Source organism: Porphyrobacter sp. HT-58-2 (assembly GCF_002952215.1).
Taxonomy (GTDB): Bacteria; Pseudomonadota; Alphaproteobacteria; order Sphingomonadales; family Sphingomonadaceae; genus Erythrobacter.
In genome coordinates this window covers 2,943,514-2,962,946 of record NZ_CP022600.1, presented here as the reverse complement: position 1 = coordinate 2,962,946, position 19,433 = coordinate 2,943,514, and the positions used below count along the sequence as shown (strand labels likewise).

Below are 19,433 nucleotides of genomic sequence, written 5' to 3'. Positions count from 1 at the left end.
GTCAATCCCGGTGCTCGCGCACGCCGACCAGCAGCATTGCGACAACGCCCCAGGCGATCAGGCCCAGCACCAGGGTCGCCAGCACTCCGCGCAACCGCCGAGGATAGGCGGCATCGTCAGGCAGGCTCGGCTGCGCAATCCGTTCGACATAGGCCTGTTTGCGTCGGGCTTCGGCTTGCGCCTCCTGATAGGCGGTAAGCGCAATGGCCAGCTGCCTTTCGGCATATTCCGATGCCAGCCGCAGTTCCTGATAACGCACCGATGCTGAAGACAAAGAGCCCCGTCCACCGGCAAGCTGTGCGGTCTGGACAGCGATCTCGCCTTCCAGCTTGCGGATCTGGGTGCGCAGATAGGGGATCTGCGAGGCCTGCGGCGTGTAGGTTTCGAGCTGCAGCAACTGGGTCTGTGCGGCGATCAGCTGATCCTGCAGCTTGCCGACCATCTGCAGGCCTGCGCTGGCCTGCAGTTCGGGATCGATTACGCCCTCGGCATTGCGGTAGGCGGCCAGAGCCAGAGCCGCATTCTGGGCCTGCTTGCGTGCCTGCTCCAGTTCTTCTTCAGCCGCGGCGATGCCATCACCGCGGGCGCGTTCCGAAAGGGTGTTGACCAGCACTTCCGAGGCTTCGAGCAGTCGCCGGTTCATGGTCTGGGCGCTTACCGGATCGAAGGCCTGCACCCGAAGCACAGTCACCCCGGTGCTCTTGGCGTCCTCTGCAGCAACCTTGCGGCGGTAGTAATCGAACAGATCCTCGGCGCTGTCGGACCACAGCCCGCCGAAACGATCGAAACGGAAAACATGCTCGTTCCCCCATGCACGGGTGGCAAAGCCATCCTCGTTGATCGCGCCAAGCGCCTGACGCGAGCCGAGGAACTCGCTGACCGCGGCGCTTTCCTCGCTCGCCCCGACGATGTTGCCCCCGCTCAGCACCACGCCCAGCGGAGACAGATTGGGCTTGGTCGGACTGCGCACGATGAAGCGGCTTTCCGACACGTAGACATCGCTGGCGAAGATCCCGAAATAGAGCGCCGCGATCAAGGTCGGCAGGATCACCAGCGAGGCAAACAGCGGATCGAGCGCGCGCACCCGCGCCAGCAGGCTCAACCGGGCTTTGGCGGGCGGGGTGGACTGCTCGCCTGTTTCCGCGTCACTCTCGTCGTCCGGCAATTCAGAGTGCAGGATCGGTGCCAGTTGGCTCATCGCCGTGCTCCCGCCATGGTGCCAAGCGTTTGCGGTTCTGCTTGTCGATGTCCGTCGTTATCAGCGCGCGGTAGCCCGCTTGTCGCCTCGGGAAATGGGCGCAAAAGGCTCTCGAGCCAGTTGTCGACCAGCGCGAAATGGTCGCGCCAGTCAGGTGCGCGCCATCCCTTGAGAGCTGCAAGCTGACGCTGACGCTCCGGCCCGTCAGAGACAAATTCTCGGATCATCCGCGCCCACGCCTCTTTCGCGCCTGGATTGAGGAAGGTCGGAACGCTGCCGCCAGCCTCACGGAAGGCAGGCAGGTCGCTGGCAATTACCGGGACACCGAGCCGAAGCGCCTCGGCCACCGGAAGGCCGAAACCCTCGGCCCTGCTCGGTGCAAGCAGCGCGCGCGCCTTTCGCAGGTGCCGGGCGACCTCGGCATCGCTGCAGTGGCTGTGGATCTTCACGAAGCGGTGGAGTTGTGGGTCGGCCCGATAGCGCCGTCGCACCGCCTCCGAACCCAGGCCCCAGCGACCGATCAGGACCAGCTGCGGCGCGCCTTCTCCGTACTCAGCGATCAAGCGCTGCCACACATCAAGCAGCATCATGTGGTTCTTCCGATGCTCGATTGTCGCCACGCAGACAAAGACTGGCGCGCGTGCCGGAGCCCGCTGGCCGGGATCCGGCAGCAAAGGGGCGCCGAGCGGCGCTTCAAGCAGGGGCGGCGGCGCCAGCCCTTGCTCTTGCGCAAAGGCTCGGATCGCACGCGCCGTGTCGCGCGAATTGGCGATGATCCCGCTCGCCGCGCTGAGCGCGTGACGCACCCGTCCGGCATGACGCGCTGCCTTGTGCGCTGTGGTGAACTGCGGATGTTCGATCGGGATCAGGTCATGCAAGAGATAGACTGGCCGCACACCGCTTTGCCTGACCCAGCGCCGATGATGCATCAGATCGAAGTCGGAGTGCGACACATTCAGATAGAGCCCCCCGCGGGTGTTCGTTGACCTGCTCACCAGCGCCCGTGCGGCAAGCTCGGCAAAGCGTTTCCGGAAGCCAGCGCCAGGGTTTTCAAGCAGATCGAACAGCCGCGCCGAATGGGCCGCAGACAAGACCCTTGCACGACCGCGCACCTGCACGACGGCGCGCGCGCGGGGGGCGAAATGCGCACGATAGGCATCGCACACGCGGTCGATTCCGGTCGGCATTCGGCCGCTCCAGCCAGTCGCTACCATGCGGGTGCAATCGAGCATGATCGGTGCCGCGATGGTCATGCTGCCGTCCTGTCGATAGCGATGTGCAAAGGGGCAGCAGCAGGCGGATCGAGAAAGGCCGGAGCCATCTGTTCGGCCAGCGCGAGCATTCCGGGATCGTCAACATCGATCCACCAATTGCCCGTGACGTCGAGGGTCGCTGCGGTTCCACAGGCGGCGAGGTGCTGCATCCCGTCTGTCAGGCTGCCCGCAGCACCAGCGGCAATCGCTTCACGGATCGCGTCGGCCAGATTGGGGGTGGCGATAAACGCACCGCAATCGACCGCGTCGCGATTGGTCAGATGCTTGCCGATGGATGCAATCATGCCATCGTGGCGGGTACTGACCCAGGTCGCGTCGGTCGGATCGATCGTCGGACCTGTGCAGTTGCGGTCAATCGCCAGCAAGGCCCCAGAGACATGGTCCATCTCGGCTACCAACCTCGTCAGCAGCGACACGGAGAACAGGTGATCTGCCATCATGAGGAGATAGTTGCCCTCGATCCGCTGCGCTCCGGCCAATACCGAATGGCCATTGGGCATCGACCAATCGGCCGTACGGCAGCTTTCCAGCATTACCCCGGTTCGTGCGGCCATTTCCGGCAGCAGACACTCGATTTCGCTGGCGCGGTGACCTGTGACGATGACGGCCCGGCGCACGCCTGCACGGGCCGCCTGCAGCACCGACCATTCCAGCAGGCTGCGTCCGGCCACTCCAACCAGCGGTTTGGGAAAGGGCGTGGCCTTGGCAAGGCGCGAGCCAAAACCTGCGGCAAGGATCAGAGCGTTCATGGCGATACGAACTCGGGCAGCAAGGAATACAGGCAGGGCGGGCAGACGGATTGCCGGAGCACCTTACTCGGCTGCATCCAGCTGCGGCGCGGCACGCGCATCCAACAGCGCAAGCGCCGCGTCTTCGGCCATCTGGCGGGGAGGGTGCTTGCAGTAGAAGGCGCTCTCGGCGATCAGCGCACCACCCTCACCGCGGTCGCGGGCGAGCTTGCAGAACCGGATCGCGTCCATCACGCAAGCAGCGGCATTGGGACTGTCTTCGACCGACAGGCGCAGTTCGAGGTGCATTGGCACGCCGCCCCACCCTGCACCTTCCAGCCTCAGGAAGCAGATCTTGTTGTCCTTCTGCCACGGCACGTAATCCGCTGGGCCGATACGGATGTTCTCGTCGTCCAGCCGGGCAGCAAGTGCGGCCTGCACAGCTTCGGTCTTGGATACCTTCTTCGCGGTCAGCCGGTCGTGATCGAGCATGTTCATGAAATCGGTATTGCCGCCGGTATTGAGCTGGTAGGTGCGCGCCACGTTGACCCCGCGACTGGCGAACAGGGCCGACAGGGAACGGTGGATCACCGTCGCGCCGATCTGAGCCTTGATGTCATCACCCACGATCGGCAGGCCACGCTGGCGGAAGCGTGCTTCCCAGACAGGATCGCTGGCGATGAACACCGGTATGGCATTGACCACGCCAACCCCGGCTTCGAGCGCGCATTCCATGTAGAACTCGCTCGCCGCCTGCGAGCCGACCGGAAGGAAGTTGACGAGCACATCCACCCGCTCGCGCCGGAGTGCGGCGACGATATCCTCCCGCGTGGCTTCGCGCTCCGAGGCGATCATGAAGCCGCGCTCACCAGCTTCGGTCATGTGAGGGGCCACCCCATCAAGCACACGACCCATCATCACCTTGGCTGGCGGCGATTCGATCCGGGAGTGAAATGTCGCCGTATTGTTGGGTTTTGAAAAAATGGCCTCAGCAAGCGATTTGCCGACTTTTCGTTTGTCGACGTCAATTCCCAGGACAAACCTGACGTCGTCGGGCGAAAATCCGCCGACTGACTGAAAGATAAGGCCATGCTTTTCTGAATTTTCTCGGTAATACTCTGCGCCCTGTATCAGAGATGCAGCACAATTGCCCAATCCGACAATAGCTGACCGTATTGTATTCATCTCTTCATCCTTTGGGCTGAAGAACAATTAAAAAAAATCTAGACATCCTCGACCTGGGCGGTTTTCGTGCGGATGCTGCCAAATCGGCAGAATGATCCGCGCAATTTTTGCTCAAGCGACTGGAAACACGCCGCCATTCGGTTCTGCATATCCTCGGTAAACCGTTGCGCCGCGTTCGACCCCCTAGGGTTAGCGCGTAAGTAAAAACCCTAGGGTGCTTGCGCCCGCCAATCGGCGCATTCTGCGCACCGGGGTGTGCCCTGCTTCGGATCACCGGTTCCGAACCAGTTTCCTGTCGAAGGTAAGGACCATGACCGTTTCACGGCCTTGGCGCATCGCGCTTGATTGTCGCTACATCGGGCCTCGTCCCAGCGGAATCGGCGAGTTCGTGACTGCTTTGGTCCAGCATCTGCCCTCGCTGGCACCAGACTGTGAATTCGTATTGCTGCGCCAATCCCGCGCCCCTGCGCCGCTTAGCCGCGCAGCCAATGTCCGCGAGATCGAAGTGGCCGCTGCGGCGAATGGCCCCGTTACCCTGCTCCATCTGCCCCTTGCCGTCGATCTGGCGGGCATAGATCTGTTTCATGCCCCGGCGAACATTCTGCCCGGTGGTCTGACCATGCCTGCCGTCACAACCATCCACGATGTGATGTGGCTGACGCATCCGGAATGGTGCAATCTCGGGCTATGGGGGCGGGTCGAGCGGGCATTCTACGGTCACGGCATTACCCGCGCTTTGCGCCGATCAGTGCATATCGCGACTGTCAGCGCCGCCAGCCGGGAGGCGATTCTCGGACAGGCCCCCTTATTGGCGGAACGTGTCAGCGTGATACCCTCTGGTGTCGCGCAGGACTTTATCCCCGGGGTGCGGGAAGAGGACGCTTTGCAGCGGATTGGCCTGCCTGTCGGTCGGCGCTTCGTTCTCGTTGTTGGTCAAGGCGCGCCCTACAAGAACCATGAAAGAGCCTTGCGCGCCTTCGCTTTGGGATCCGGCGTGCGCGGCGACATGGATCTTGTGATGGTTCGGCGCCGGGGGAGCAGTGGCGCGCGGCTCGAACGGCTGGCCAGAGATCTCGGAATCGGTGAGCGGTTGCACTTGCTCCCAGCGCTGGCCCGTGCCGATCTGGTGCGGCTCTATGCAGCAGCCGAAGTATTGCTCCACCCATCGCTTTGCGAGGGTTTTGGCAATCCCGTTGTGGAGGCGATGGCTTGTGGCTGCCCCGTGATCACCAGCGATTGCAGTGCGATGCCCGAGGTCGCGGGTGAGGCTGCGGTGCTGGTTGATCCGCATGACGTCGGCGATATTGCCGCTGCGCTGATGCGGGTTATGGGGGATACCAACTTGCGCATGGCGCTGCGCCAGCGCGGTCTTGCACGGGCGAAGGTGTTCGACTGGCGCGCCTGCGCCGAAGCCTATCTCGCGCTTTACCGCCGGGTGCTGGAGGCCCGAGCGGCGTGAGCCTGAGCGAGAGCATCACCAAACGCCTGCCGTACCCGAACCAGCGAGAGAACGAGCACGCCGCCGAGCACCACCACTTCGACCAGGAAATACCAGTGCGGCTGTCCCGCGAGCATCGCAGCCCCCACGGCAAGGGTTCGGTAATTGGCGCTGAGGGGGCTGATCCGGCCAAGCCACTGAACACTGCCCGCGCGCATCGCATTGCGCAGGGGGGCGGCAAGGGCCGGATCATGGGCCGCCGCGATCAAGGCAGGGCCATGCGGCACGATCAGGCCGGTAAGCCAAAGGTAATAGGTAACGAAGGGGTGGCGCCTTCCTGCGTTATCGCTGGGCGGTTCCTCGCTCGCCATCCAGCCGGTGCCGTAGACAGCGAGGCCGTATTGTCTCCGCGCCCCTTCATAGTGGGCAGCCTGCACCACCCTGCTGGCTCCGGCTGCCAGCATCAGTATCCATCCTGCGGTTCCTATCTGCGCTGCCGCAAGGGTGCCGAGCGTCAGATAAAGTACAATATGTCCGGCATAGTCGCAGATACCGTCCCACAGTTCGCCATGTGGCGATGCGCGGCCCGTCATCCGGGCAAGGTCGCCATCCGCCCCGTCCAGCACGTGCCATGTCATGTGCAGCGCAAGGCCCAGCAGGGCTCCCCATGGCCCTGCAAGCCCGCCATAGGCGAGCGCGGCCAGCATGATTGCCAGCGCGCCGAGCGCAGAGACCATATCGGGTGTAACCCCCGTTGCCGAGAGAGAGCGGGCAAGGCGCGCAGCGAGGGGATGGTAGAGCCGCGCGTTCAGCCAGTCTTCCAATTCAGGCGGACGGCCAGGCGGCCTATTGGTGTTGTTCGGACAGGAAGAAGGCCCAGAGGTCGTCACGCGTCACCGGATCAGGGCGACCGCGGAGTTGCGGCCTGTCAGCGATGGGCACAATATGTCCGCAAGGCATCCGGCTCAACTCCGCAAGGCTACGGTATCCAGTGACACAGTCTTGCGCCTTCCACTTCGCTTCGACAGGCACTGCCAACCGGCTGGTGGCAGGCGTTCCTGCCGCGGCCCGGCTTGCGCGAGCCTATGCCATCGCCTGCCCCGATGCACCGCTGGTGCTGGCGATTGGCTGGGATCGGCGAAAGGGCGATAGTGAGGCAGGGGCGCTGACGGCCAGAACCTGTGCGGAGGTCGCTCGGCTTGCGCCAGGGTTGCAGGTGATTGTCGCCGACCATCTGCCTGAGGGAGCAATCCCTGCTGAAACACTGCCCGATCCGGTCATGATCGCCGCTCTGCCGACGACGGGGGCCGTGCTGCGCTTGACCGACCCTGAAGCAGCGCTGGAGGCTGCGTCGCGGGCCATCATCCGGGCGACTGCAAAGCCGGGAGACGGGCTCATCTCCCGCCATATCAATCGTCCAGTCTCGCAGGCGATTTCGGCACAACTGCTGCGGATAGGCGGGGTACGGCCGGGCCATGCGACGGCGCTCACCGCGTTGACGGCGCTCGCAATGGTTTTTTGCCTGCTTGCGTTTCCCACGCCAGCCGGGCTCGCAGCAGGAGCGGTTCTGTTCCAGCTGGCCTCGGTGCTGGACGGGGTCGATGGCGAGATAGCGCGTGCCACCTATCGCACTTCTCGCCTTGGCGCATCGCTCGACAGTCTGATCGACGCCTTCACCAATTGTGGCTTCCTTGCCGGCGCGGGGGCAAGCTTTACGATGCAGGGCGAACTGCGGATCGCCACGATATGTTGGGCTGCGGCAGTGTTGCAGGTTGCGGGGCTGACGATCCTTGGCAAGCGCGCCTGGCTGCTCGAAAGGGTGGTGCATTTCGACGGTGCGAAACCCGTCGTGGCCTCAGTGCCGGGCGGCGTAGGCGGACTGATCAAGGATCTGACCAGCCGCGATTTCTATTGCTTTGCATTCATGCTGGCGAGCCTGTGCGGCTTGCTGCCTTATGCGATGATCGTCTTCCTTGTCGGCTCGGCCGTGTGGCTAGCCTTTGTCATCGCGGCTGTGGCCCGGCGTTCTGCCCCGACCTGCTAAGAAAAAACCCGGGCAGCTCCGGCAGCGATCACCCGAACGGGGGATGGCGCTGGTGCTGGCTTGATGCTTTTATGCAAGCAATCACTTGAGGAAGTCAGCCATGTCCGCCAGCCCTGCCAGAATTGCCGGCCCGCTTCATCTGCTTGCTGGCGCCTTCCTGTTGGCGGCTGGTGTTGCGCCGACAAAGGCGCAGGAGCATGATCGCTGGGAAGGCCCGGGCGAGGCTGCCGTCAATGCCCGTCTTGCGGCTCTGGCGATGGAATGCCGGAGCGAGATGGACTTGCCGCTCACCTATGATCCGCAGGAAGTGATCGCCAGCGTCGACTTCAACGGCGATGGACGGATTGACCCGGTGCTCGATCAGAGCAAGGTCGGGTGTGATGGGTCGGCGGTGCTGTGGTCGGGGACGGGCGGCGCGCCGGTGCGGATTTTCGTCTCGAACGCCGAAGGCGGCTGGGACGAACACACCACTGGCGGTTTTGCAGGACGGGTGGTGGTGATGGGCCATGTTCCGGTGTGGGTGCAGCTCGTCCATGGCACCGCCTGCGATGGCGCGGGGGCGCTGCCCTGCGTTGAGGCCCTGATCTGGGGCGATGGCAAGTTTCGCTCGGTCGCCGACGGCAAGCCCGTGATCGCCGATGAAGAGCAGGAGGTCGACGGTCAGGACACCGGCACGCCATGAGCCTGCGCGTCCTCATCCTCGAAGACCATGCCGACATGCGCGCCTGGCTGACGGGTGTGGTGCTGGAAGCTGCGCCGGACGCACGGATCTTGACCGCCCCCGACATGCGCACCGCGCTCGACTTGCTTGCGCAGCATGAATCCTTCGATCTGGCGCTGGTTGATCTCGGCTTGCCTGATGGTTCGGGGCTGGAAGTTCTGCGCGCGATCAAGGCAAAAAGCCCGCAGACCCTCGCTTGCGTGGCGACGATCCTCGGAAATGACACGACGGTGGTAGCGGCGCTGGCCGCAGGTGCGGATGGCTATCTGTTGAAGGATCAGACCAGCGCGCTGCTGGTACGCCAGATCAGGCAGATGCTCGATGGGGTGCCCGCACTCTCTCCTGCCATCGCGCGGCGGATCATGACTCATTTCCGCAACACCGGCCCGGTGACCGAGGAAGCCGAGCTCACACCGCGTGAGCGCGAAGTGCTGGGCCATATCGGCAAGGGGTTGCGCAACCACGAAGTCGCAGGACTGCTCGGGATCGGCACCAACACGGTCGCTGCCCACATCAAGGCGGTCTATGCCAAGCTCGGGATTTCGTCCCGTGCCGAGGCGGCTTGGCATGCCACAAAGCTTGGGCTTTAGGGCGTAAGCGGCAGACGCGCGCTTATGCTGGTGCCATCCGAACCGCTGACGAGGGCGAAGCTGCCACCCAGTCCTTCGATCCGCCCGCGCATATTGCCCAGCCCATGACCCGCGCGGGCAATGGCCGCGTCGAACCCCTTGCCATCATCGATGATCTCAAGCGAAAGCTGTTTCCCCCGGGCGGTCACGACGATGGCAATGTGGCTGGCTTCGGCATGGCGCAGGGTATTGCTCACCGCCTCGCGTACGAAGGAACGCAGCGCCCGCAGCGTGTCGCGCCGGGGCTGGATTGCGGGGAAATCTGCACTCTCCCAAGTCAGCGTGAGCCCGGCTAGTTCTACCCTGTCGGCGGTCTCGATCCTCAGGTCGGCAAGCAGCGTGGCGAGGCTCTGCTCCTCGGCATCGGCGTTACGGATCACGTCGCGCAGATCGCCGATTGTTTCTCGGATAAGCTCGTTTTTGCGTTCGCCCCCCGAGGCATGCAGGGCAGTGAGGAGCTGTGCGCCGATATTGTCATGAATGTCCTGCGCGATCCTGGCGCGCTCTGACGCTACCCCGCGATCATAGGCACCGCGAGCCTCGCTGAGATAGGTGATCAGCGCCAGCATCTCGCTCACCATGCGAGCATCGGTGGGGCTGAACAGCGAACGGCCTGCGTGGGGGTCGCGCATCGCCAGCCTGGGGAGCCCATCCGATCCCGGCACGAGCAGCGAACGCCCCTCTTCATCGATGACAACATCCCCGACCTCGATTGGGGCCGGCATGATGGACAGCGGTGCAAATGTCTGCGTCAGCAGCTGCCGCCATGCTTCGATCCGCTCTGTTGCCGTGGGTGCCAGCGCCACGTCAGCCACCGCCCGGAACAGCTCCGCCTCGTCCTTCTGCCGCCTTCCGACCAGCTTGACCCAAAGGTAGTTTCTCGCTGGCAGATAGGTGAGCGCGATCAGAAGCAGGGTGATTCCCGTCGCCCTTGCCGGATCGAGCGCGAGCCACACGATCATGACGCCATCGATGAGCAGCACGCTCAGCACCGCTGCGGCCAGAAACAACAGCTGGAAAGCCCAGCGACCCAGGCCGAAAACCCGGTACCGCAACAAGGCCACCGTCAGCGCGGCATAGATAATGCTGAACAACCCAAAACCGTATTCATGCGCGATAAATGGCGCTTTCAGCAGCGCGGAAGGCAAAGCAACCAGCGCGATGAAGCCGCCCGCGCCGATGATCACGCTGGCACCCAGCCACAATGCTATGGCCCGGTCGACCGGGTCGTGCCGGGCGGCGCGCACCTGCACGCCCGCCAGCAGCAGGATAACCGCCATTTCGACAAGGGTGATGCGGTGGATTTCGACGAAGGGTTCGAAAGGGCCGAACCACCCCATGAGGGTCCAGATCGGAAAGATGATGACGCTCGTGCCGATGATCCATCGGCTGCTCCGAAGCGGGCGAGGGTAGAGCGCAAAGAGGGCAATCATGGCCAAGCCAAAGCCGCTCGCCGCAAAGACGTTGAGCATCCCCGCCTGAGCAAGCGTTTCCGGCGACAGATCGACCGGCAACAGAAACACGGCTGCCCCAAGGCAGAAACCGTAAGTCGCAAGGCCGCTGGCTGCGAACAGTCTGACGGCGACCTCACGCGGCTGCAAGGCGAACAGCCAAGCTGAAAGCAGCGCCGCAAACGACCCCGTCAGGAGGCAGGAAAGCAGCCGAGGGTCAGGCCACAACCGCTCTGTTGCAGTTCCTGTCCCGCTCGCCATCAGCAGCATCATTGCCACCGGCAGTGCCAGCACGACGGCAATCAGGCCGAACAGTCCCGCTGGCGAAAGCCGCCGTCTGCTGGCACGAGCGGAACCGGACATTCGGGCAGAAGCCTGCGGCATCGTCGGGGGAGCCCAAGTGCGTCGTTACTGGCCCTTGGCCTGTTCCGCCTTTTCCTCGGCATAGACAAGGTCAGCCGCCAGCGTCACCGACTCCTCGAAGGCACGAAGGTTCTTGACGAAGGTCGGAACCGGGATCCCATCACCCAGAACCAGATCCCAGTGTACGTATGGATCACCTTCCTGATCGAGACGAACGGCAAGGAATGGAAATTCATCGCTGAGCTTCATCGCCTCCTGCGCGCTCCACGGCTTGGCACGGTCATAACCGACCTGCAGGCGGATTGACTGGCACCTGTCATGCGTGGTCGCATCGCAACCGAAGAAATAGACGACAAGGTTCGCGCCGGGCCCTCTGGAAATGATCAGAGGATCGCCCACCCTGTCGGTCGTCAGTTCGGGATTGTGCCCTGCATTGAGCATGGCCACCACGATCCCCGCAGGGTTGCTGGCGGTGACCATTTCCCCGCGGTCGTTGGCCATTGCCGGGCTGGCGATGAGCAGACCCAGGAAGGAGAGTGCGGCAGTCTTTAAATGCTTCATGTGCATAATTCCCCCATTGACAGCCCGGGCCATGGGCAGCCTGCCCCGTTGGCAAGCGACGCTTTGCCAGCGTGCGCCCTCTGCTTCCCATGTTACCGGGGGAAGGTTCGAAGACAAGTCATGCGAGGCCGAATTCAAGTCCATGGCCGGAGGTCTCCTGTTTCTGCAGCGCCGCCGCAATACCATCTCCGACACGGCAATGCTCTCACTTGAACAGGGGATGGGCAGAGGAAAATTGACCGGCTAATCCCATCAGGAATTGTGATGATGCGGGAGGGGGAAACCGATGTCGCTGTTCATTGCTGCGCTGGCCGCCAGCACTGTCGCGCCGCAAGTCGAGCAGCCTTGCGTTCAGCTGTGGCACGACAGTCCTGACAAGGCGACCGTCGCTGCTCCGTGCGTACCGCTCAAGCCGACACCGGCTGTGTGTTATTTCGTTTACCGCAGCCTTGAACTCGAGGCGGGCTGGGATCGGCATGCATCAGAGCCACCAGTCTTCCCCTTCGAGAAGTTCAGCAATTTTCGTACGATAAGCAAATCTGAGTGGGACCGTCGTGCGCGCGCCGTATCCGATCGTGCGCTTGGCCCTAAGGGAGACTTGTACTTTGCAAGGGACAGGGACATGCGGACTCTCTGGACCAAGGAGACCGGCCAGACCGCCGTGCCGCGGGGGCCTTATCGTTACGAGGATGGCATCGATCCCGATGGCGTAACCGCACCGCCGTTTGCCACGCTGGTATCGGGCTGTGACGCCAAGTTCGGGTTCACCCCCGCTTTTGTCTATCGCACCGGCGCAAGCATAACGGAGCGCGACGATGCGCGTGATTGTGCGTCCGATATCCTTGCTCTGGGCGAACGCCGACCGGAGTTGCAGACTGCTTTGGGCGGTTTGATGGGGCTTGCGATCAAGAACATCCTGCGTCTCGACCCCACCCCTCCGGGCCGCGCCGAATTGATGGCCCAGTTGCGCGGATGGGCAAAATCCAAGGCATCCGATCCGCTCGACGAACTGGCTGGCCGGGTCAGGGTCTGCGCGGGCCAGTTCCCCAGCGGGCCGTGGACTGACGTGCTCGACGACCTCTAGCGCGGCTTTGCCGACGCTGGTCACAGCGTGCAGTTGATTGTTGACCTTTTCCGGGTATTTCCTTGCCCTGTGGTAACACGGGGGTGCGCTTGATCGCTATTCTGAAGGCGCTGGGCGGCGAGACGCTATCGCTCTCCTTTAAGGCGTCACGCGAATATCGCGTGTGGATCATCGAACGGCCAGGTGCCTGCCTTGCGCCCGCTGTTCTTGCCGCGCTCAAGCAGGATTGCGAAACGGTAGTCCGTTCATGTCTTGCCGGGCAAAGTCTCGATTATGGTCTGTTTGCTGCTGATGGCGCGGCCTGGAACCATAGTGTGATCACCCTCGTCACCCGGATCGCTGACGACAGGCCTGTGGCGTTCAACGCCATGCCGCAGCTGGCAGTTGTTCGCGGCGGACGCGAAGAGGCGGTGCTGCATCTTGGCCTTGTGATGGTCGATCCGGCAGAACGCAGCGGCGGGCTGTCCTGGATTCTCTATGGGCTTACCTGTTTTGCGCTGTTCCTGCGACAGGGCTTGAGGCCTTTATGGGTGAGCAGCGTAACGCAGGTTCCAGCCGTGGTCGGCATGGTGGCCGAGACCTTCAGCGAGGTTTTTCCTGCGCAAGGTGCCACCCCGCAATCCTTTACCCATCGCCACCTTGCGCATCAGATCATGCGTCGGCATCGCCACGCGTTCGGGGTGGGGGAGGATGCTGGCTATGATCCCGAACGGCAGATCATCATTGATGCTTACACCGGCGGATCGGATAATCTGAAGAAGAGCTTCGAAGTGGCGGCCAAGCACCGGCATGATGACTACAACGCCTTTTGCGCGCGCGAGCTGGATTATGCGCGCGGCGATGATGTGCTGCAGGTTGGCAAGATCGACCTTGCCGCCGGACAGCGGTTTCTGTCCCGCAGCGTCCCGCGCTCGGCCCTGCCGCAGCTCGCGGTACAGGCTCTGATGCTGCTGACTGGCGCGGTGATGGCACCGCTGGTCCAGTGGCTCGATTCTTCTCGTCCGTATAATCGCCTGAGGCCGATTGCATGACCGCGTTCAGCTATCCCGAGATGACCACTCGCAATCGCGGCTTCGTGACTGAGGGCGAACAGACCCAGTTGCGCGAGGCCTGCGTCTTCATCCCCGGCGTGGGCGGGATGGGCGGCGCCGCTTTCATGGCGCTGGTGCGGGCCGGTGTCGGCCGCTTCGTGATCGCCGATATCGACATGTTTGAGGTGTCGAACCTCAACCGCCAGCTGTTCGCCCGCGCCGACACCATCGGCGAACTGAAGGCAGAGGCCGCCGCCCGGCTGGCACGCGAGATCAATCCTGACGTCACTATCGAGGTGCTGGGCGCGGAATGGACTGAGCGCCTGCCAGACATTCTCCCGCGCGTCGCTGTGGCGATCAACGGCACCGATGATGCCGCAGCGGGCGCGGAATATTATCGCCAGTGCCGCACGCATGGGCGCACGCTGATCGATGCCTATGCCTCACCCCTGCCTTCCGTGACGGTGGTGCGCCCGCACGACCCCCGGCTGGAGGAGCGGCTCGGCTACCCGACGCTGGGCGTGCCCTGGCAGGCGATCACCAAGGAAATGGGCGTCGAATGTCTGATGCGCGAGATCGAATATGTGCTCGTCCATTCCTCCAGTCATAAGCATGTCGATCTGGACGTCGCTGCTGAAGTTGCGGCGGGCAAGCGGTCACGCTTCAGTTTCTCGACGATGGTGACAATGGCCGGCACGATGATGGCCGAGGAGGCGATCCGGGTGATCCTGCGCAGGCCCGGCGGCACCGACTATCGCGGCTATTTCTTCAACCCGCACGCCCAGCGTGTCGAGCGTCCGCTGGCCGCGCCGCTGGCCTTTGCCAAGCGCGCGCTGGTGCGGCGCTTCATGGCAAGACTGCTGGCATGACCGCCATCGGAGCGCTGCTGACAATGATCGGCCTGCTTGCGGCGTTGGTCGCGCGCGCAGGCGTGGCCGAAGCGGCGCGCGGGGGCGGCGTGGCGGGCTATCTCGCGCGGCTGCTGACGCTGATCGGGCTGTTGCTGGCCCTGCGGCTGGCGGGACTGGCGCTGCCCTCGCCGCTGATCGTGGCGGCAATCATGGTGGTGGCGGCGTGGCTGCCGCTCGTCACACTGCGCCTTGCCGAGGAACTGGTGCGCCGCCACGCGCCGCGCTGGCTCAAGCTGCTGGCGTTGTTCGGGGCGGGGGGCTTTTCGCTGCTGGCGGTGACGTTCGGGCTGGTGTGGACAGGCCCGGCCCTGATCGCGCTCGCGCTGTTTCAGGCGGCGGTGGTGGTGGCGATCCTGCTCCACCTGCTGCGCCAGCGCGGCTCCGTGTCGCTGGCCGAACGGCGCGCAGGCGATATGCTCGCGCTCGCCTTCGCGCTGGCACTCCCGCTGCTGGCGACCGATTTCGCCTTCGCCTTCCCCGATCTGCCCTTCCGAGGGGGGCCGTTCGCGGCGCTGGTGTTCGTGCTTGCCTGTTCGCGGCTTGCCGGCACAGCGAGCCGCCCGCTGCGGCTGCTGGGCGACCTTGCGCTGGTCGCAGGTGCGGGCGGGCTGACGGCGCTTGCGGTGCAGCTAGCGGCGGCGCCCGCAGCGCTCGCCTCGGCCATAGCCGCCACGGCGAGTGCGGCGGCAGCGCTGGTGTTGCTGGCAGAACGCTTTGCCGCTGCCCCGGCGCGCGGCGAGGGCCTGCTGCTCCCGATTGCCCGCGCTGCGCCTGACGAAGCCGCGATCCTCGCCGCGCATCCGCTGCTCGCCCATGCCGTGCCCGTCACCGCCGAGGCACTGGCCGATCTGCCGGACGATCTGGTCGTCGCGCTTGCAGCCCGCCCGGTAGTAACCGCTGCCCGCGATCCCGCGAACGAGACGCTGACCGACGCCGCGCGCGAGCTGCTCGCCCGTTACGGGGCCAGCCACCTGCTGCGCCTCGCCCCTGCGCCCGCGCCGCGCTTCCTTGCCGTTTCGGGCGGGGCGCTCGATGAAGCGCGACTGACGCAGGAGCTTACCATCGTCGCTCGGCTGCTGGAGCGTGCGCCATGACCCTGACCTTGCGCGAAGGCGACCGCCAAGCCTTCTTCGAAGCGCCCTTCCACGCCTATTCGCCCGCAATCGGTTATGTTTCACCGATGCGGGGCGATATTGAGCGGATGCTCGATCCGGCCAAGAACCCGCTGTGGCGGGCAGGCAATCCTTTCCGCTTCTGGACAGCCCATCGTGGCGACGCGCCGGTGGGGCGGATCATCGCCCACCTGCACCGCCAGTCGAACGAACGCTGGGGCTGGAGCCGTGCGCAGTTCGGCTTCTTCGATTGCGCCAACGATCCCGAGGCTGGGCGAATGCTGCTGGACGCTGCCGAGGGCTTTGCCCGCGATCAGGGGATGGACGAACTGGTCGGCAACTTCAATCTTACCGCCATGCAGCAATGCGGGGTGATGACCGGGGGCTTCGATCAGACCGCCTATACCGACATGATCGTGGGCGCGCCGTGGCTTCCCGATATGCTGGAGGCCAGCGGCTTCGCCCGGTTCTTTCCGATGACCACCTTCGAGATCGACCTCGCCAAGGCGACCCCCGCATCCGCCCCGCTGGACCCTGCGCATTTCACCTTCGCCCCGATCCGCAAATCGACCTTCCCACAGCGCATGGAGGAAGCCCGCCTGCTGCTGAACGATGGCTTCCACGACAATCCGATGTTCGTCCCCCTGACCGCGGAGGAGTTCCAGTTTCAGGCCGGCGAGCTTAGCACGATCCTCGACCCGCGCCTGTCCTCGGTGGTGAAGCGCGATGGGGAGCCGGTGGGGGTGATCATCGCCATCCCCGACCTCAACGGTTTCCTGAAGGCGACCCGGTCGCGGATCGGCCTGGCGACCCCGTGGCACTTCCTGCGTTACCGCATGAACCGCAAGCGCGCGGTGATCATCTTCTACTCGGTCGCGCGCGCGGCACACGGGCAGGGGATCATGAGCGCGATGCTGGCCGAAACGCTCGCCCGGGTGCGCGCGGCGGGGTATGACACGGTCGGCGGGACATGGATTGCCGACGAGAACCCGGCGAGCCTCAGGCAGGTCGAGAAAATGAATGGCCGGTGGCTTCACAAGCTGCACTTGTTCCGGAAGGTGCTTGCATGACCGCCGATGACCTGCGCGCCTTCGTCGCTGCCGCCATTGCCTCGCCCAGCGTCCACAACGTCCAGCCGGCGCGCTGGCGGATCGAGGGCGTTAGTGAGCATGGGGCGCTGGTGCTGCTGGAGGACACCACGCGGCGGCTGACGGTGGGCGATCCCCGCGGCCATGATGCCGCCATCAGCCTTGGCGCGGCGGCCGAAGGGGTGGCGATTGCCGCCTCGGGCGCGGGGCTGGCGACGCGGATCGAGCGACTTTCAGGAGCGGAGGCGGAAGGGCTGCGACCTGTTGCTCGCCTCACTTTCGCGGACGGGGCCACGCCCGACCCGCTGCTGGCGGTGCTGGAGACGCGGGCTTCGTGGCGCGGTGGCTTCCTGCCGCCCACGCCGCAGGACCACACGGCGGCGCAGGCGCTGGCGGGAGAGGACCGGGTGATCATCGCTGACCCCGCGCAGATCGCGCAAGCCGCCGCGCTCTATGACCGCGCCAGCTTCGGTATCATGCGTGGGCATGGCTTCCGCGCTGAACTGCGCCACTGGATGCGGCTGAACCGGCGCCATCCCGATTGGGCGCGTGACGGGCTTAATGCCGCCGCCATGCAGCTGTCAGGGATCGAGGCGGCCGGGGCTGGCGCGGTACTTGGGCCGCTGTTCCGCCCGCTCGCCGCGCTGGGCCTTGCGCCTGCTCTGCTTTCCGAGGCCAAGGGCTTTGCCAAGGCCGCCGCCGTGGTGCTGTTCCACCGGCCTGCTGACGAAGACCCGTTTGACAGTGGCCGCGCCTTCCACCGCTTGTGGCTGGAAGTCGATGCGGGCGGGCTGGGAGGCAATGTTCTTGCTGCGCTCGCTGACGATCAGGAGGCGGCGATGGCCTTGTGCAAGGCGCACGGGATTGGCCCCGAGCGCCGCCTCGTCAGCGCCCTGCGCATCGGTCGCCGCGACGGCGCGCCCTTCCTTCGCGCTCGTCTGCCGCTGTCCGAAGTGCTCGTAAGCTAAAGCAGCTTAAGGAATTCAATCAGCGCCCGCCGCTCCTGCAAGGTCAGTTCGCTGCCATAGCGGTGCCCGCTATTGCTCAGTCCGGGCTGGCTGGTGTCTACCCATTGCGGCATGGCGAAGGGCAGATAGCCTTCGGGATAGGTGCCCTCTGGCGTCAGGAGCAGGCCCATGCTCTCCCAGTCCAGCGCGTGGCCACCGACCATGAAGCGCGCCGGGCGCAGGCGCGGATCAAGCAGCGCAGCAAGGCTCGGCACTGAACCATTGTGAAGGTAGGGTGCCGAAGACCAGACCCCCGCCAGCGGCGGTGCGGCATAGCCATCGCCCGGCCTGACGATGATCGCCTTGCCATAGGCCGAACCGCGGATCGCTGCAGCGAGCGGTTCGTCAATCGCGGCGGCGCGCAGCGGGTCAGTGCCGACATCGCCGATCCAGTCAGGGTAGGATAATAGCCGGGGCGCTCCCCCATTCCAGTCGACCCGCCCATGGCATGCGGCACAGCCAGCAGCATAGATCGCGGCCCCGCGTTCGGCATCGCCCAAATCGACAGGGCCTGGAAAGGCCTGTGGGCGGTAATCGGCAAGCCACGCAAAAATCGCTTCGGCATCAGGGATATGTCGGCGGGCTTCTTCGGGCTTTACCCCCATGCTCGGCACGGTGAAGAAGCTGGTGATCGCCGCCAGCTCGCGCAGGTTTGCTGTGCCCGACGGGGTGGCGTAGGCACCATCGGCCAGCAGACGGCTGCGGCGATGGCGCAGCGCAAGGTCGGGAATCGAGACAAAGCCGCGATCTTCCATGCCTCCGCCGAGAAACGGTGTACCGCTCTGCAGCTTGAGTGCCGCAACGCCATTGGTTGCGCCGGGCAGGCCATTGGGAAAAGGCAGAGCACGATCTTTTCCCGCCAGCCTGTCAAGCCGATCGCGCGCCAGCGGCAGCACGATCCAGCGCAGCGAGACACGTTCCCGCCACCCCATTTCGGGGAACAATCGCTCGGCCATTTCCAGCAGCGCCGGGCTGTCGGCATGGCGGCGCAGCGCCACGAACACCGCCTGAGTGTAGCTTTCGAGATCGAGTGAGGTGTTGGGCATGCCCAGCACTGCGCGCTGCGGCTCAGGGGTTCCGTCCGAGGCGTAGGCGACCCCGCCATGGCACGCAGCACAGCCGAGATTGGCGATCTCCACCTGCGCTCCGCCAATCGGCGCGATCATGCCATGGGTCATGCCAAGCGGCTTTTCCGCCAATGTCAGACGTACCCCGTCAGGCAGACCATCGACCTCGATTGGGTACAGAAAGCCGAACCGCTGCATCACACGACGCAAGGTCGCAAGGTCGGCTGGGGTGGCAGGGTCGCGGGCCTGTTCCTCCAGCACAAGCGCCGCGGCCACCAGCTTGAACGGCACGGCGTTTGTTTCGAGTGCGGTCAGAGATATGCCGCCGAACGCGCCCCCGGCAAAAACTGCTGCCCCCCGCATGGCCGCATCAGCATCCTCACCGAGTTTTGGCTGGGAGAGGGAAGGGGTATCATGATCGGCCGCCAGCCACGCAAAACCGGCCAGCGCGGCAAGCACCCCCGCTGCGCTCAGGCCGAAAGCTTTTGCTGGCATTCCCGGCACGCTCCCTGAAGGATAGCAGGGGCCGCTTGTGCCGCAG

The 19,433-nt window shown here is 64.6% G+C and carries 18 protein-coding genes; 10 read left to right on the top strand and 8 right to left on the bottom strand.

Annotated elements, in window-relative coordinates; translation table 11 throughout:
- Position 1: 1 nt before the first annotated feature.
- From CHX26_RS13980 to CHX26_RS13965, 4 genes are all read right to left on the bottom strand, one after another.
- A complete protein-coding gene (locus tag CHX26_RS13980) occupies positions 2-1,198 on the bottom strand; it encodes a hypothetical protein (RefSeq protein ID WP_233997173.1) in 1,197 nt (398 codons plus the stop codon).
- On the bottom strand, positions 1,195-2,451 hold the full coding sequence (locus tag CHX26_RS13975) for a glycosyltransferase family 4 protein (protein WP_104942896.1): 1,257 nt from the start codon (positions 2,449-2,451) through the stop codon (positions 1,195-1,197). The genes CHX26_RS13980 and CHX26_RS13975 overlap by 4 nt, the downstream gene beginning before the upstream one ends.
- Positions 2,448-3,221 (bottom strand): phosphocholine cytidylyltransferase family protein, encoded by a 774-nt coding sequence (locus CHX26_RS13970; RefSeq protein WP_104942895.1) that lies wholly within the window; start codon positions 3,219-3,221, stop codon positions 2,448-2,450. Before CHX26_RS13970 ends, CHX26_RS13975 begins: the two co-directional genes overlap by 4 nt.
- A 63-nt stretch (positions 3,222-3,284) precedes the next feature.
- The gene (locus CHX26_RS13965) at positions 3,285-4,118 is read right to left on the bottom strand and encodes an inositol-3-phosphate synthase (protein ID WP_233997171.1); all 834 of its coding nucleotides are present in this window, start codon (positions 4,116-4,118) and stop codon (positions 3,285-3,287) included.
- A 577-nt stretch (positions 4,119-4,695) separates the two neighbouring features.
- Here CHX26_RS13965 and CHX26_RS13960 point away from each other — a divergent pair.
- Positions 4,696-5,844, top strand: a complete 1,149-nt coding sequence (locus CHX26_RS13960) for a glycosyltransferase family 4 protein (RefSeq protein WP_104942893.1) — start codon at positions 4,696-4,698, stop codon at positions 5,842-5,844.
- Here the strand turns inward: CHX26_RS13960 and CHX26_RS13955 are convergent.
- Positions 5,811-6,560: a CDP-alcohol phosphatidyltransferase family protein gene (locus tag CHX26_RS13955; RefSeq protein ID WP_104942892.1), complete on the bottom strand. Its 750-nt coding sequence runs from the start codon at positions 6,558-6,560 to the stop codon at positions 5,811-5,813. The two genes, CHX26_RS13960 and CHX26_RS13955, sit on opposite strands and share 34 nt — an antisense overlap.
- A 254-nt stretch (positions 6,561-6,814) precedes the next feature.
- Here CHX26_RS13955 and CHX26_RS13950 point away from each other — a divergent pair, with 254 nt between their 5' ends.
- The 3 genes from CHX26_RS13950 (at position 6,815) to CHX26_RS13940 (ending at position 9,178) form a co-directional block, all read left to right on the top strand.
- The gene (locus CHX26_RS13950) at positions 6,815-7,867 is read left to right on the top strand and encodes a CDP-alcohol phosphatidyltransferase family protein (protein ID WP_172449848.1); all 1,053 of its coding nucleotides are present in this window, start codon (positions 6,815-6,817) and stop codon (positions 7,865-7,867) included.
- Between the two features lie 100 nt (positions 7,868-7,967).
- On the top strand, positions 7,968-8,549 hold the full coding sequence (locus tag CHX26_RS13945; RefSeq protein ID WP_104942890.1) for a hypothetical protein: 582 nt from the start codon (positions 7,968-7,970) through the stop codon (positions 8,547-8,549).
- Positions 8,546-9,178, top strand: a complete 633-nt coding sequence (locus tag CHX26_RS13940) for a response regulator (RefSeq protein WP_104942889.1) — start codon at positions 8,546-8,548, stop codon at positions 9,176-9,178. The genes CHX26_RS13945 and CHX26_RS13940 overlap by 4 nt, the downstream gene beginning before the upstream one ends.
- Here CHX26_RS13940 and CHX26_RS13935 read toward each other — a convergent pair.
- Complete coding sequence (locus tag CHX26_RS13935; protein WP_172449847.1) at positions 9,175-11,031, bottom strand: sensor histidine kinase; 1,857 nt, start codon at positions 11,029-11,031, stop codon at positions 9,175-9,177. The two genes, CHX26_RS13940 and CHX26_RS13935, sit on opposite strands and share 4 nt — an antisense overlap.
- Positions 11,032-11,076: 45 nt before the next feature.
- Positions 11,077-11,592 carry a YbjN domain-containing protein gene (locus CHX26_RS15760; RefSeq protein ID WP_172449846.1) on the bottom strand — a complete coding sequence of 172 codons (516 nt, stop codon included), beginning with the start codon at positions 11,590-11,592 and terminating at the stop codon, positions 11,077-11,079.
- Positions 11,593-12,214: 622 nt separating this feature from the next.
- Between CHX26_RS15760 and CHX26_RS13920 the strand changes: the two genes are divergently transcribed.
- From CHX26_RS13920 to CHX26_RS13895, 6 genes are all read left to right on the top strand, one after another.
- Positions 12,215-12,676 carry a hypothetical protein gene (locus CHX26_RS13920; RefSeq protein ID WP_104942885.1) on the top strand — a complete coding sequence of 154 codons (462 nt, stop codon included), beginning with the start codon at positions 12,215-12,217 and terminating at the stop codon, positions 12,674-12,676.
- Between the two features lie 89 nt (positions 12,677-12,765).
- On the top strand, positions 12,766-13,707 hold the full coding sequence (locus tag CHX26_RS13915) for a hypothetical protein (RefSeq protein WP_104943451.1): 942 nt from the start codon (positions 12,766-12,768) through the stop codon (positions 13,705-13,707).
- A complete protein-coding gene (locus tag CHX26_RS13910; RefSeq protein ID WP_104942884.1) occupies positions 13,704-14,576 on the top strand; it encodes a HesA/MoeB/ThiF family protein in 873 nt (290 codons plus the stop codon). Before CHX26_RS13915 ends, CHX26_RS13910 begins: the two co-directional genes overlap by 4 nt.
- A complete protein-coding gene (locus CHX26_RS13905) occupies positions 14,573-15,712 on the top strand; it encodes a hypothetical protein (protein ID WP_104942883.1) in 1,140 nt (379 codons plus the stop codon). The genes CHX26_RS13910 and CHX26_RS13905 overlap by 4 nt, the downstream gene beginning before the upstream one ends.
- On the top strand, positions 15,709-16,800 hold the full coding sequence (locus CHX26_RS13900; RefSeq protein WP_104942882.1) for a GNAT family N-acetyltransferase: 1,092 nt from the start codon (positions 15,709-15,711) through the stop codon (positions 16,798-16,800). Before CHX26_RS13905 ends, CHX26_RS13900 begins: the two co-directional genes overlap by 4 nt.
- Positions 16,797-17,786, top strand: coding sequence for a hypothetical protein (locus tag CHX26_RS13895; protein WP_104942881.1), 990 nt, complete (start codon positions 16,797-16,799; stop codon positions 17,784-17,786). The genes CHX26_RS13900 and CHX26_RS13895 overlap by 4 nt, the downstream gene beginning before the upstream one ends.
- Here the strand turns inward: CHX26_RS13895 and CHX26_RS13890 are convergent.
- The gene (locus tag CHX26_RS13890; RefSeq protein WP_104942880.1) at positions 17,783-19,387 is read right to left on the bottom strand and encodes a c-type cytochrome; all 1,605 of its coding nucleotides are present in this window, start codon (positions 19,385-19,387) and stop codon (positions 17,783-17,785) included. The genes CHX26_RS13895 and CHX26_RS13890 overlap by 4 nt on opposite strands.
- Positions 19,388-19,433: the final 46 nt, after the last annotated feature.

Excerpts from the sequence above, each read along its gene's own strand:
- CHX26_RS13980 (WP_233997173.1), bottom strand. The coding sequence starts at position 1,198 with ATGAGCCAACTGGCACCGATCCTGCACTCTGAATTGCCGGACGACGAG.
- CHX26_RS13975 (WP_104942896.1), bottom strand. The coding sequence starts at position 2,451 with ATGACCATCGCGGCACCGATCATGCTCGATTGCACCCGCATGGTAGCG.
- CHX26_RS13970 (WP_104942895.1), bottom strand. The coding sequence starts at position 3,221 with ATGAACGCTCTGATCCTTGCCGCAGGTTTTGGCTCGCGCCTTGCCAAG.
- CHX26_RS13965 (WP_233997171.1), bottom strand. The coding sequence starts at position 4,118 with ATGATGGGTCGTGTGCTTGATGGGGTGGCCCCTCACATGACCGAAGCT.
- CHX26_RS13960 (WP_104942893.1), top strand. The coding sequence starts at position 4,696 with ATGACCGTTTCACGGCCTTGGCGCATCGCGCTTGATTGTCGCTACATC.
- CHX26_RS13955 (WP_104942892.1), bottom strand. The coding sequence starts at position 6,560 with ATGGTCTCTGCGCTCGGCGCGCTGGCAATCATGCTGGCCGCGCTCGCC.
- CHX26_RS13945 (WP_104942890.1), top strand. The coding sequence starts at position 7,968 with ATGTCCGCCAGCCCTGCCAGAATTGCCGGCCCGCTTCATCTGCTTGCT.
- CHX26_RS13940 (WP_104942889.1), top strand. The coding sequence starts at position 8,546 with ATGAGCCTGCGCGTCCTCATCCTCGAAGACCATGCCGACATGCGCGCC.
- CHX26_RS13935 (WP_172449847.1), bottom strand. The coding sequence starts at position 11,031 with ATGTCCGGTTCCGCTCGTGCCAGCAGACGGCGGCTTTCGCCAGCGGGA.
- CHX26_RS15760 (WP_172449846.1), bottom strand. The coding sequence starts at position 11,592 with ATGAAGCATTTAAAGACTGCCGCACTCTCCTTCCTGGGTCTGCTCATC.
- CHX26_RS13920 (WP_104942885.1), top strand. The coding sequence starts at position 12,215 with ATGCGGACTCTCTGGACCAAGGAGACCGGCCAGACCGCCGTGCCGCGG.
- CHX26_RS13910 (WP_104942884.1), top strand. The coding sequence starts at position 13,704 with ATGACCGCGTTCAGCTATCCCGAGATGACCACTCGCAATCGCGGCTTC.
- CHX26_RS13905 (WP_104942883.1), top strand. The coding sequence starts at position 14,573 with ATGACCGCCATCGGAGCGCTGCTGACAATGATCGGCCTGCTTGCGGCG.
- CHX26_RS13900 (WP_104942882.1), top strand. The coding sequence starts at position 15,709 with ATGACCCTGACCTTGCGCGAAGGCGACCGCCAAGCCTTCTTCGAAGCG.
- CHX26_RS13895 (WP_104942881.1), top strand. The coding sequence starts at position 16,797 with ATGACCGCCGATGACCTGCGCGCCTTCGTCGCTGCCGCCATTGCCTCG.
- CHX26_RS13890 (WP_104942880.1), bottom strand. The coding sequence starts at position 19,387 with ATGCCAGCAAAAGCTTTCGGCCTGAGCGCAGCGGGGGTGCTTGCCGCG.